9 protein-coding genes are annotated in these 12,808 nt (G+C 65.0%); 5 read left to right on the forward strand and 4 right to left on the reverse strand.

All coding sequences use genetic code 11. The features are described from left to right. Positions 1–77 precede the first annotated feature (77 nt). Together fdhD and AB5Y80_RS08920 are read left to right on the forward strand one after the other, a co-directional pair. Complete coding sequence (fdhD, locus tag AB5Y80_RS08915) at positions 78–863, forward strand: formate dehydrogenase accessory sulfurtransferase FdhD (protein WP_323908536.1); 786 nt, start codon at positions 78–80, stop codon at positions 861–863. After that, on the forward strand, positions 847–3,144 hold the full coding sequence (locus AB5Y80_RS08920; protein ID WP_368172817.1) for an FdhF/YdeP family oxidoreductase: 2,298 nt from the start codon (positions 847–849) through the stop codon (positions 3,142–3,144). Before fdhD ends, AB5Y80_RS08920 begins: the two co-directional genes overlap by 17 nt. Positions 3,145–3,225: 81 nt before the next feature. Here AB5Y80_RS08920 and AB5Y80_RS08925 read toward each other — a convergent pair whose 3' ends face one another. Further along, positions 3,226–4,800, reverse strand: a complete 1,575-nt coding sequence (locus tag AB5Y80_RS08925) for a sensor domain-containing diguanylate cyclase (RefSeq protein WP_279986808.1) — start codon at positions 4,798–4,800, stop codon at positions 3,226–3,228. Between the two features lie 101 nt (positions 4,801–4,901). Continuing rightward, complete coding sequence (locus AB5Y80_RS08930; protein ID WP_301480551.1) at positions 4,902–5,819, reverse strand: LysR family transcriptional regulator; 918 nt, start codon at positions 5,817–5,819, stop codon at positions 4,902–4,904. 163 nt (positions 5,820–5,982) lie between these two features. Between AB5Y80_RS08930 and AB5Y80_RS08935 the strand changes: the two genes are divergently transcribed. After that, positions 5,983–7,416 (forward strand): glycoside hydrolase family 1 protein, encoded by a 1,434-nt coding sequence (locus AB5Y80_RS08935; RefSeq protein ID WP_277857015.1) that lies wholly within the window; start codon positions 5,983–5,985, stop codon positions 7,414–7,416. A gap of 95 nt (positions 7,417–7,511) precedes the next feature. Here AB5Y80_RS08935 and AB5Y80_RS08940 read toward each other — a convergent pair whose 3' ends face one another. Next, complete coding sequence (locus AB5Y80_RS08940) at positions 7,512–8,270, reverse strand: SDR family NAD(P)-dependent oxidoreductase (RefSeq protein WP_368172818.1); 759 nt, start codon at positions 8,268–8,270, stop codon at positions 7,512–7,514. A gap of 130 nt (positions 8,271–8,400) precedes the next feature. On the opposite strand from AB5Y80_RS08940, the gene AB5Y80_RS08945 reads away from it, so the two are divergent. Next, positions 8,401–9,336 (forward strand): LysR family transcriptional regulator, encoded by a 936-nt coding sequence (locus AB5Y80_RS08945; protein ID WP_368172819.1) that lies wholly within the window; start codon positions 8,401–8,403, stop codon positions 9,334–9,336. Here the strand turns inward: AB5Y80_RS08945 and AB5Y80_RS08950 are convergent. Continuing rightward, positions 9,316–10,326, reverse strand: coding sequence for an AraC family transcriptional regulator (locus tag AB5Y80_RS08950; RefSeq protein ID WP_223955336.1), 1,011 nt, complete (start codon positions 10,324–10,326; stop codon positions 9,316–9,318). The genes AB5Y80_RS08945 and AB5Y80_RS08950 overlap by 21 nt on opposite strands. Before the next feature lie 231 nt (positions 10,327–10,557). Between AB5Y80_RS08950 and AB5Y80_RS08955 the strand changes: the two genes are divergently transcribed. After that, the gene (locus AB5Y80_RS08955; RefSeq protein WP_368172820.1) at positions 10,558–12,594 is read left to right on the forward strand and encodes a glycoside hydrolase family 3 protein; all 2,037 of its coding nucleotides are present in this window, start codon (positions 10,558–10,560) and stop codon (positions 12,592–12,594) included. Positions 12,595–12,808 lie beyond the last annotated feature (214 nt).

A 12,808-nucleotide genomic window follows, 5' to 3' on the forward strand; every position in this document is an offset into this window, starting at 1 on the left:
AATAGATTTGTTTCATTGGTTTTGGCGCGGCGGCTTATCTAAACTTGAGGCCCGAATACAGCTTATAAGCGTCTCGCATGATCCCTTTCAATTCACGGTTGCCCAGTCTGGATGAGCTGGTGGAGGAGGTGGCCGTGTCCGTCAACATCAACGGCATCAACCATGCCGTCATGATGGCCACCCCGGACGATCTCGACGATTTCGCCATCGGTTTTCTGTTTGGCGAGGGGATCATCGGGGGCAACCACGATGTACACGATATCCAGAGCACCCCGTCCGAGCACGGCATCGTGCTCGATGTCACCATCGCCAACCGCTGTCTGGCTGTGCTTGGTCAGCGCAAGCGCCGCCTGGCCGGTGCCAGCGGCTGTGGCATCTGCGGCGTGGAGGCCATCGAACATGCGTTGCCCGTGCTCACCCCGCTGACCCCGGGCGCCCCCTTCGACACCGCCTCTTTGCAGGATCTGCGGGAGCGCATCGTCCCCTGGCAGAGCAAGGCCCGCCAGAGCGGCGCCCTTCATGCCGCCCTGGCGCTGGATGATCGCGGCGAGATCCTGGCCTGCCGGGAGGACATAGGGCGGCACAACGCCCTGGACAAGCTCATCGGCATGCAACTGCGCCAGCCGGTGCAGGCCGATACGCTGGTCATCACCAGCCGCTGCGGCAGCGAACTCATTCACAAGGCGGTGCAATTTGGCGCCGCTCACCTCATCAGCCTTGCTTCACCCAGCCAGCTCGCGGTGCGACTGGCCCAAAAATACAACCTGACCCTGATCCATGTGCCCCGATCCGATGCCCCGGTCTGCTATGCCAGCCCCCGCGCCCAGGATCACGTTGGAGATTCCCATGTCCAGTCATATTGAGAAACCGGCCAAGGCCGGCGGCTTTTCCTCCCTGCAGTCCACCTTCAAGCAGGTGCTGCGCAGCCAGAAGACCCGCCAGAACATCAAGAACCTGCTGCGGGTCAACCAGACCGACGGCTTTGACTGTCCCGGCTGCGCCTGGGGTGACAACAAGCAGGGGGCCTTCCAGTTTTGCGAGAACGGCGCCAAGGCGGTGGCCTGGGAATCCACCGGCAAGACGGTGGGGGCCGATTTCTTCGCCGAGCATTCGGTGCGTCGCCTCGCCACCCAGAGCGACTACTGGCTCGAATACCAGGGGCGACTGACCGAGCCCCTGCGCTACAACCCGGCCACCGATCACTACGAGCCGGTTAGCTGGGATCAGGCGTTTGCCCTCATCGCCGACAAACTCAAGAGCCTGGCCAGCCCCGACGAGGTGGAGTTCTACACCTCGGGACGCGCCAGCAACGAAGCCTCCTACCTCTATCAGCTGTTTGGCCGCCTCTATGGCACCAACAACTTCCCCGACTGCTCCAACATGTGCCACGAGGCGAGCGGGGTGGGGCTCATCCAGTCCGTCGGGGTGGGCAAGGGCACCGTGGTGCTCGATGATTTCGACGCCGCCAAAGCCATCTTCGTCTTTGGCCAGAACCCGGGCACCAACCACCCGCGCATGATGAACGCCCTGCGCAAGGCGGCGCGCCAGGGGTGCCAGATCGTCACCTTCAACAACCTCAAAGAGGTGGCCCTCGAGCGCTTCGCAAGCCCCCAGAGCCCGGCGGAGCTACTGACCCCGGCGGCCACCACCATCAGCCACCAGTACCTCACGCCAAAACTTGGCGGTGACATGGCAGCCATTCGCGGCATGGCGAAATACATCCTGGAAGAGGAGGGGGGGCGCATCGATCTCGCCTTCATCGAGCAGCACACCGCGCACTTTGACGACTACCTGGCCCAGGTGAAGGCCACGGAGTGGACGCAGATCGAGGCGCAATCCGGCCTCGGTCGGGAGGCGATCACCCGGGCGGCGCAGATCTTCGCAAGCAGCGAGAGCGTGATCAGCTGCTGGGCCATGGGGATCACCCAGCACAAGCATTCGGTCGACACCATTCGCGAAATCGTCAACCTGCACCTGATGTGCGGCCAGATTGGCAAGCCGGGGGCCGGACTCTGTCCGGTGCGCGGTCACAGCAACGTGCAGGGCAACCGCACCATGGGGATCAACGAGAAACCCAATGCCGCCTTCCTCGATCGCCTGGAGCGCCGCTTCCCGGTGGGCTTCAAGCGCACGCCGGGGCACAACGTCTACGAGGCCCTCAAAGCCCTTCATGGCGGCAAGAGCAAGGTGCTCATCTGCCTTGGGGGCAACCTGGCAGCCGCCGCGCCGGATACCGAGTTCACCTATGAAGCGATGCGAAGGAGCGAGCTCAACGTGCAGATCAGCACCAAGCTCAACCGCAGCCACCTCATGGTGTCAAAAGATGCTCTTATCCTGCCCTGCCTGGGCCGTACCGAGCTCGATCAGCAGCGCACCGGGGTGCAGAAGATCACCGTGGAGGACACCTTCAGCATGGTGCACGCCTCCACCGGGATGAACGAGCCGGTCTCGCCGCTCTGTCTCTCCGAGATAGACATCGTGGCCCGCATGGCCGAGGCAACGCTCGGCAGCGAGCGGGTGGACTGGCTGGCGCTGCGGGATGACTACGGGCTGCTGCGGGATCTCATCGAGGAGACCATCGCGGGCTTTGGCGACTTCAACCGCCGCATCGAGGAGCCCTGCGGTTTCCATCTGGAGAACAGCGCCGCCCTGCTGCGCTGGAACACAGCGAGCGGGCGCGCCGAATTCAGGGCGAGCCGTTTGCCGGACTCCATCCTGCCCGAGTGCACCAGCCACGCGGAGCAGATGGTGGACCAGCCCGTGCTGCTGCTTCAGAGCCTGCGCTCCCACGATCAGTACAACACCACCATCTATGGCATGGATGACCGCTATCGCGGCATCAAGGGGCGACGCAACGTGGTCTTCATGAACGAGGAGGATGCCAGGAGGCTGGGGCTCGCCGAGGAGCAGCGGGTGGACATGAGTGCGGTGTGCAGCGACGGGCGCGAGCGGGTGGTGCGGGGCTTTAGCGTCATCTTCTACGAGATCCCGAAAGGCAACATCGCCGCCTACTACCCGGAGACCAACCCCCTGGTGGCCATCGAGAGCATAGGGGAGGGCTCTTTCACCCCCACCTCCAAATCGGTGCCCGTACTGGTGACCCCGAGCACCGCCTCGGTCGAGAGCCTGGCCGTCACGCTCTGATTTTTCATATGGATACCGTCCGACCCCTGCCATGGCAGGGGTTTTTTATGGCCGAACGGTGTCCGGCAAAGCCTGGGCCGATCAGCCCAGGGCCACCACCACGCAGTTTCGGCCCTGGCTCTTGGCATCATAGAGCGCCTTGTCCGCCTCCTTGAGCACGGCGGCGATGCTGGTGGCATCCGCCCCCCAGTGGGCGACGCCGAGGGAGATGGTGATGTGGCCTGCTACCTCCATGTCGTGGCTCGCCACCCGGGTACGCAGGCGCTCGGCGATCTTCTGCGCCTGTGCAAGGGAGACCCCGGGCAGCAGCAGCAGGAACTCCTCGCCGCCGCTTCGACACAAGGCGGCATCGGAACGCAGATCCTGCTGCATCAGGGTGGCGAGGGAGACGATGACGGCATCCCCCACGTCGTGACCGAAGCGGTCGTTGATGGCCTTGAAGTGATCGATGTCCAGGGCAATCACCGTCAGGGGCTGACGCTCGACCTCGTACTCGTCCAGCATCTGCTGCATGGCCCGGCGGTTGAACAGGCCCGTCATGGGGTCGGTGTGGCTGTCGGTGTGCAGTTTGTCGATCTTGGTGTTGAGCAGCCCCAGACCCTTGAGGATGGCCTGCTTCAACTGGGCCGCTTCGAAATACCAGGCGCGGATCCCCGAGATGCTGGTGGCGGCCCCCTGCTGATCCATGAGTCCGGCCCGGTTGGCCAGTTGTCGCAAGGGTCTGGCGATGATGGTGGCCGAGAGCCAGATGACGAAAAGAATGAAGAGGGTGACCGGGATCATCCCCTTGAGGATCTCCAGCATCTGTTCATCCAGACCGGCCAGGGTGGCGCTGCGGGGGCGCTGGGCCACTATCCCCCAGCCTGCGTCCGCCACCGGGGCAAAGCCTGCCAGCATCTCGCTGCCCCGGGAGTTGAGCACGCTTTGCGCGCCATCCTGTCCCTTGAGCACCGCATCCACCACCCGGTTCTTGCCAATCTTCTGGCCGATGCGCTCCGGGTTCGGGTGGTAGATGAGGGTGCGCTGGCGGTCCACCACATAAAGATAAGAACCATCCTGGTAGTAGTGCTGCCCCAGCAGGCTGGAGAGCACGCTGGCGGACTCCAGATAGATGGTGCCGGCGACATAGCCGAGGTAGCGCCTGTCTGCCGAGAAGATGGGGTGGGAGAGGCTGATGAGGTAGTTGCCAGTGAGGGAGACCAGGGGATCCGCGATGAGGGGCTGCTGGCTGGCCAGGGTCCGGCTCGCATTGGCCGAGGTGAGCTTGACCCCTTTCACATGCAACGCCTCGGGAGAGACGGCGACGATGACGGAATCGGTGTTCACGATGGCCACCGAGTTGAAGGTGTTGGTCTGCTGGCGCAACTGGCCCGCCACCTCCTCGAGTCCATGGAGGTCGTTGCCCTGCAGCAAGGGGGCGAGCCGGGCCGCGCCATAGGCCAGCTGTCCCTGGGCCGAGCGCAGCATGGTCTCGGTGGAGGCGGCGAGCTTGGTGGCATAGACCCGGTTTGCTTCCAGGGTGCTGTCGATGAGCAGTTGTCTTTGTGCCTGATAGATGGCGTAAAAGCTGTTGCCAAAGGTTGCCAGCACGCCGATGACGGCCAGCGCAAGGATGAGGCGATGCAGATCAAACCTCAGCAGCCAGTGAGAGTGCATGAACGAAACGGATCCTTGTCGTGGCGTCGGGGCAGTGCGGCAATTTTAAGGGGGGTGTCCGCCCAATGCCATCGTTAATGTGATTCTCGAATGATTCCCTTTTATGGGGTGTCCCGGGAGGATGTCCCATCCCCTGCCGTCATGAGGCCGGTGAGGGCGGGATCCGCCAGCTCCGCCACCGTCTGCCAGAAGGGGGCGACGAGGGGATTGTCGTTGCCCGGCGGGCGAATGAGCCCGATGATCCAGCTCGCGTCGGCCTCCCCGAGGGGCAGGGTCAGCACATCGGGATGCTCAATAGTGGTGGAGGAGGGGACCAGGGTCCAGGCGATGCCGGCCGCCGCGGTGGCGATGCCGGCGGCGAAGTCGTTCACGTACTGGATGTCCTGAAAGCGCAGGCCGCTCTGGGCCAGATAGTGCACGAACTGATCGTGAAACGAGGGGGCCTTGTCCCGGCGCAGGATGGCGAGCGGCTTCTCCTGCAGATCGGCGAGCCCTGCCACCCCCTGATAGCCTGCGGGCAGCACGGCGACGAAATGGGCGCGCACCACGGGCAGCACTGGCCAGCCCTTGGGGGCGGGCAGGCGGCAGAAGCCGAGATCCAGCCGCCCCTCCGCCAGCGCCAGCAACTGGTGATGGGTGGAGAGATCGTTGAGCTCGATGGCGACCCCGGGGCGGCTGGCCCGAAAGCGGGCGATGGCGGCGGGCACCAGCAGCTTGGTGGCGACCCCGAAGCCGATGCGCAGAGTACCCGCGTGGCCCGCCAGCACGTCGCGGGCGCTGCGGGCGAGCTGTTCGCTCTGGGCCACCAGGGTGCAGGCGTCGGCGTAAAGGGCGCGCCCGAGCACCGTCAGCCGGGTGCTGCCGGCGTTGCGCTCGAACAGCTCGCCGCCAAGGTCCGCCTCCAGCCGGCGGATCTGCTTGCTCAGGGCCGACTGGGTGACGTGCTGGCGCGCCGCCGCCTGACCAAAGTGCAATACCTCCCCCAGGGTGACGAAGGCTTTCAGGTCTCTCAACTCCATGTTGCCTCGCTTGATTCCAGATAGGAATGATAGGTGGCCATAATTGTCATTGGACGGAATTCTAGAAGTGTTGGATGCTGGTGCCAACTCATTTCGGGCCCCTGTACGGGGCCGACGTATCACGGGATGGCCCCCGCCATCCGCGCAGAAGGAGCAACACCAGATGCATCATCACAAGTTCAATGACTTCCCGAACGGTTTCCTCTGGGGCGCCGCCTCCGCCGCCTATCAGGTGGAAGGGGCCTGGAACGAGGAGGGCAAGGGCCCCTCGGTATGGGACAGCTTCACCAAGCTGCCGGGCAAGACCTTTGAAGGGAGCAACGGGGACGTGGCGGTGGATCACTACCACAGGGTGGAAGAGGACGTGGCGCTGATGGCCGAGATGGGGCTCAAGGCCTATCGCTTCTCGGTGAGCTGGCCGCGCATCTACCCGACGGGGCGTGGCGAGGTGAACGAGGCGGGGCTCGCCTTCTACGACAGGCTCATCGACGCCCTGCTGGCCCACGGCATCGAGCCGGTGCTGACCCTCTATCACTGGGATCTCCCCCAGGCCCTGCAGGATGAGTACGGCGGCTGGGAAGACAGGCGAATCATCGACGACTTCGAGCGCTATTGCGTGACCCTCTATCAGCGCTTCGCCGGCAAGGTGAAGTACTGGGTGTCGCTCAACGAGCAGAACTACAACCTGACCAACGCCTACCAGCTGGGCACCCATCCTCCCGCGGTGCAGGACAGGAAGCGTTTCTTCGCTGCCAACCACATCGCGTTTCTCGCCAATGCCCGGGTCATCAAGGCGTTTCGCCAGCACGTGCCAAACGGCCTGATCGGGCCGAGCTTTGCATACTCCCCCGCCTATCCGGCCTCCTGCGCCCCGAGCGACATGCTGGCGTTCGAGAATGCCGAGGAGTTCACCAACCTCTGGTGGCTGGATGCCTACTGCTTCGGCCGTTACCCCCAGGCGGCGCTCGCCTATCTGCGGGAGACCGGCGAGGCGCCGGAGATCCTACCGGGCGATCTCGATCTCTTGCGCGAAGGCACCCCCGACTACATCGGGGTCAACTACTACTACACCCTGACCTTCACCGACAACCCCCTCGGCGGCCAGACGATGCAGCGCATCAACACCACGGGCAAGAAGGGCACTACGCCCTCCAGCGGCATTCCCGGCCTCTACAAGACGGCCCCCAATCCGCACCTTGAGACCAGCAACTGGGACTGGGCCATCGATCCCACCGGGATGCGCATCGCCCTGCGCCGGCTCTCCTCCCGCTACGCCCTGCCGCTGATGATCACCGAGAACGGCCTGGGGGAGTTCGACAAGCTGGAAGCCGGGGACAAGGTGAACGACGACTACCGTATCGCCTATCTGCACAGCCACCTCAAGGCGTGCCAGGAGGCGATGCAGGATGGGGTCGAGCTCCTGGGCTACTGCGCCTGGTCCTTCACCGACATCCTGAGCTGGCTCAACGGCTACCAGAAGCGCTACGGCTTTGTCTACGTGGACAGGGACGAGCAGGGAGGGTCTCTTCGTCGCATCAAGAAAGAGAGCTTCCACTGGTACAGCCAGGTCATTGCAAGCGGTGGCAAGACCCTGTAACGGTCCCGGTTCGCCGCACCTCGTCTGCCCAATGCCGGAAGGCCCCCTCGTCGGAGGGGGCCTTCCTTGTTTGTGCAGCAGGCAACCATGACCGCCTAGATAAACATGCCGCCCGAGGCTTCGATGCGCTGGGCGGTGATCCAGCGGCAGTCATCGGAGAGCAGGGCGGCGATGGCGCCACCGATGTCGTCGGGCTGACCCACCCGGCCAAGGGCGGTCTGGCTCGCGAGAAAGTCGTTGACTCCCTTGTTGTCGCGCACCACGCCGCCGCCAAAATCGGTCTCGATGGCGCCGGGGGCCAGCACGTTGACCGCGATGCCCCTGGGGCCCAGCTCCTTGGCCAGATACTGGGTGAGCACCTCGACGCCCCCCTTCATGGCGGCGTAGGCGGCATAACCCGGCATGGCGAAGCGGGTGAGGCCGGTGGAGAGGTTGAGGATGCGACCGCCGTCTGCCAGGAGGGGCAGGAGCGCCTGGGTCAGGAAGAAGGTCCCCTTGAGGTGGATGTTGAGCAGGGTGTCGAACTGCTGCTCCGTGGTCTGCTCAAAGCTGGCATGAATGCCGATCCCGGCGTTGTTGACCAGGAAGTTGAAATGGGTGCGCTGCCACTCTCGGGCGAGCAGTTGCGTCACCTCCTCTGCGAAGGCTGCGAAGGTGGCGCTCTCGCCCACGTCCAGTGCCAGGGCGTGGGCCCGAACGCCAAGGGCGCGGGCCTGGGTCACCACCGCCTCCGCCTCTGTGGCCTGGCTGCGATAGGTGATGATGAGGTCGACGCCTTTGGCGGCGAGGGCCAGGGCCCCGTGCTTGCCAAGGCCGCGGCTGGCCCCGGTGATGAGGGCGATGGGTCTGGTCATGGTATGACTCCTGTCAGGGTGGCGGACACAGGCTCGATACGAGCCGACCGGATCACTGTATTGTTCCTTTTTAACTGGATAAATAGCGTGATAATAGAATCACTGTTCCGTTTATCGAGACAATCAGACCATGGATCAACTGGATGCGATGAGAGCCTTCGTGCGGGTTGCCGAGCTGGAGAGTTTTACCCGCTGCGCCGAGCAGACGGGCATCCCCAAGGCGACCCTCTCTGCCGCCATCCGCCGGCTGGAGGAGCGCATGGGGACCCGGCTCCTGCTGCGTACCACGCGGCGGGTGCAGCTCACCACGGACGGCCAGCTCTGCTATGCCAGATGTCGGGAGCTTTTGGCGGACATGGAGGAGTTTGACGGCCTGTTTCGCCAGGGGGGGCAGATCTCGGGACAACTGCGGGTCGACATGCCAAGCCGGATGGCCCGCCACCTGGTGATCCCGGCCCTGCCGGACTTTCTGGCGCAGCATCCCGCCCTGCAACTGATGCTGAGCAGCACGGACAGGCGGGTGGATCTGGTGCGCGAGGGGTTTGACTGCGTGGTGCGGGTTGGGGCGCTTGAGCCCTCCAGCCTGGTGGCCAGGCCCCTTGGTCACTATCGCCAGATCAACTGTGCCAGCGCAGGCTACCTGGCTCGCCACGGGGTGCCCCGCACCCTTGGGGATCTGGCGGGCCACCGGCTGGTGCACTATGGTCCCGGGTTTGGTGCCGGGCAGGGGCGCAGCGAGCCCGGCTTTGAATACCTGGCAGAAGATGGCCGCCGCGCCCTGCTGCCCATGGCGGGGGCCCTCATGGTCAATGACAGCGAGACCTACCTGGCGGCGGCGCTGGCGGGGCTTGGCATCATCCAGATGCCGCGGGTGGGGGTCGAATCCCTGCTCGCGGGGGGCGAGCTGATGAGCATCCTGCCCCAGTGGCAGCCGCCGCCGCTCCCCATCCACGCCCTCTATGCCCATCGCCGCCAACTGGCCCCCAGGGTCCAGCTCTTCATCCATTGGCTGGCGGGGTTGCTCGCCGCCCATCTCGGGGGCGCCTCAGAGGCGGCTGCGCCTTGAGCGAAACTCGCGGGGCGAGAGGGCAAACGCCTCGCGAAAGAAGCGGGTAAAGCTGCTCTGGCGGGCAAAACCCAGGCGCTCCCCCACTGTCTGCAGGGGGAGGGCGGGATCCTGCAACAGGCGGCAGGCCTCCTCCCGGCGCACCCGCTCCAGCAGGCCCGAGAAGTGGCACCCTTCCTCCCGCAGATGGCGGTTGAGGGTCCAGCGGGTCAGCTTGAGGTGCTCGCACACCCCATCGAGCAGAGAGGAGGCCTCTGCGCTCTCTTGCCACAGCTGCTGGCGGATGAGTGTCATCACCCTGTCCCGGTAGCGGCTGCTTGGGCGAAGCTGGGCCATCTGCCGGTCGAGCTCCCCGAGCAGCAGGGGTTGCAGGGGCAGGTTGCACTGCCCGTGGGCGAGATCGAGCAAGGTGGCGGGGAAGCGCAGCTCGAAGGCCGCCCCCTGTTGCAACCGCCCTTCCAGCCAGCCTGCCAGCTCACGCCACAGCCTGGGGCGTACCGGGGTGGGCAGCACCAGCAGCCCCTGGCCCGGGTGGTAGAACTGGAGCAGGGCATAGAGATGGCAGAGGTTGGCCAGGCTGCTCAGGGCGATGACGTCCGGGTGATCGGACTCCGAGTGGTAGCTGATCCTGGCCTGTCCCTCTTCTTCTTGCAGGCGGATCTCGTCGCTCTCGCCGATAAGGGGGCGGTAGGCGAGGAAGAAGTGCAGGGCCTGGCGAAGGGTGGCGGCGTTGCAGCACAGGCTCGCCAGCGACATGAAGTCGGCAAAGAGGCCGGGGAGGGCGGGGGGCGTCCAGTCGAGGGCCAGATCCACGTGGGGGGCTGCCCCGGCCAGCAGCCGGAAGTGGCGCCCGGTGTCGAGCCGCCCCTGGGGGATCAGCAGCTCTTCGTGGGCGATGCCGCAGGGGTGCAGGAGGGCAGCAGGATCCCGCCCGCGGGCCTGCCAGTGGTTGAGGCAGTGCAGGGCAATCCGGTTGGAGACGGTCTTCACGGCAAAAATCCTTGTCAGCGGTGGCCCACCATCATCGGCCAACGGCGGCGGATTGCCGTGAGCCAGCGCCGCTTTCATGTTTCAGATTTGTAACCAAGGGTAACCCTGCAACCCTTTTCACACTTTTCAATCCTGCTCCCAACCGGCAACTTCCTGCACCCGACGGGCAAGTGAGAGGGGCCGCTTTTGCATAGAGTGGCGACTCCTACACACACAAGGAAGATAACAACAATGAAACACCACTCGCTCTCCCGAACCCGTGTCGCCCTCGCCATCGGGGCCCTGCTGCTGGCAGGGTGCAACGACAACGACTCCACCCCCAAGCCCGAGCAGCCGGTTCTGGGCCACCGCACCGTCACCCTCATCGAGCAGGACGGCCTGCAATTCAAGGATCTCGATGGCAGCGGCACCCTGACCCCCTACGAGGACTGGCGCCTCGGCGCCGCCGAGCGGGCCCGGGATCTGGTGGGCAGGCTCACCCTGGCCCAGAAGGCAGGGCTGATGATGCACGGCACCCTGGTGCTGGACGGGGCGGGGCGGGTGAACCTCGCGGCCATGGACAAGATGCTGCGCGAGGACGGGGTCAACACCTTCATCACCCGCATGGCCGGGGATCCGGCGGCCATCGCCGCGGACAACAACACCCTGCAGGCCCTGCTGGAAGGAGTGGGATTCGGCATCCCCATGACGGTGAGCACGGATCCCCGCAACCACTTCACCCATGATCCCAACGCCACCAGCATCGGTGCCGGGGCCTTCTCCCAGTGGCCCGAAACCCTGGGGCTGGCCGCCATCGGCGATGCCGCCCTGGTGCAGCGCTTTGGCGACATCGCCCGTCAGGAGTACCGGGCCGTCGGCATCCACGAGGCCCTCTCGCCCCAGGCGGATCTTGCGACCGAGCCGCGCTGGGGGCGCATCAACGGCACCTTCGGTGAAGACAACCTGCTCGCCAAGTCTCTGGTCAAGGCCTACATCGAGGGCTTCCAGCAGGGGAACCAGGGAATAGGCAAGGAGAGCGTGGTCACCGTGGTCAAGCACTTCGCCGGGGCCGGTCCCCAGAAGGACGGGCTGGATGCTCACAACCCCTGGGGCAAGGAGCAGATCTACCCCGGCGGCCAGTTTGCCTACCACCTGGTTCCCTTCGAGGGCGCCTTCGAGGCCAGGGTGGCCGCCGTGATGCCCTATTACGCCATGCCTCTGGGGCTGACCCAGGATGGGCAGCCCGTCGAGGAGGTGGGGTTTGGCTTCAACCGCCAGATCATCACGGATCTGTTGCGGGGTCACTTCAAGTTTGACGGCGTGGTGCTGAGCGACTGGGGCATCGTCAATGACTGTGACAGCCGCTGCGAGCAGGGGTTGACCCAGGATGAGGTCAATGCCGGGGTGAGCCCCTGGACCGTGCCCTTTGGCATGTCCTGGGGCGTGGAGAAGCTCACCAAGGCCGAGCGCTATGCCAAGGCCATCGACGCCGGGGTGGATCAGTTTGGTGGCGTGGAAGACCCAGCCCCCTTGCTGGCGGCGGTGCAGAGCGGCCTGGTGACCGAGGCAGCCATCACCACCTCGGCCGAGCGGATCCTGGCCCAGAAGTTTGCCCTCGGGCTCTTCGAGAATCCCTATGTGGATGCCGAGGCCGCGGTGGCCCTGGTGGGCAAGACCGAGTTCCAGCAAGAGGCCCAGGCCGCCCAGGCGGCGTCCCACGTGTTGCTGAAGAACGAGGGAGCCCTGCTGCCGCTGAAGGCGGACGGCAAGCGGGTCTATCTGCACAATGTCAACGCCGAGGTGGCCAGGGCCAACGGCTATACGGTGGTGACGAACCTGGCCGACGCGGAGCTTGCCATCGTGCGGGTCAACGCCCCGGGTGAGCAGGATCCCCGTTTCCCGTTTGGCAGCATCCACTTCGGCCAGCTCGGCTTTGCCAGCAATGATCAGGTGGTGCAGGAGACGGCCCACGATGGGGTCTACCGCGGCGCGGATGACTATGCGACCATCCAGGCCATCGAGCAGGCCGGGGTGCCCATGGTGCTCTCCGTCTATCTGGACAGGCCCGCCATCCTGACCGAGGTGGCACCGGCGGCCCAGGTGCTGCTCGCCAACTTCGGCGCCCTGGATCAGGCCCTGTTCGATGTCATGAGCGGCACCCAGAAGGCACGCGGCAAGCTCCCCTTCGAGCTGCCCTCCAGCTGGCAGGCGGTGCTGGCCCAGTCCCCGGACGTGGCCAAAGACTCACAAAGCCCGCTCTATCCCTACGGGGCCGGTCTGGCCTATTGACGGACAGGGATGTTCTGTCTCTCATCAAGGCGCCTTCGGGCGCCTTTTTCATGGGGAGGTGGTGATGGCTACGCCTGTTGGCCAGCGCTGCTGGTGGGAGAGAATGTGGTCCAGATGAGGAGCATTTCAGAACCAGCCCGGTTGTTATACTCTGGGGCCCCCATGAGAGGGGCACTGGCAAATAATATCTGGACACCTGGCGGCCGACATATCG

Origin of the sequence: Aeromonas sp. R2-1, from assembly GCF_040908425.1 — a bacterium.
GTDB lineage: Bacteria > Pseudomonadota > Gammaproteobacteria > Enterobacterales > Aeromonadaceae > Aeromonas > Aeromonas caviae.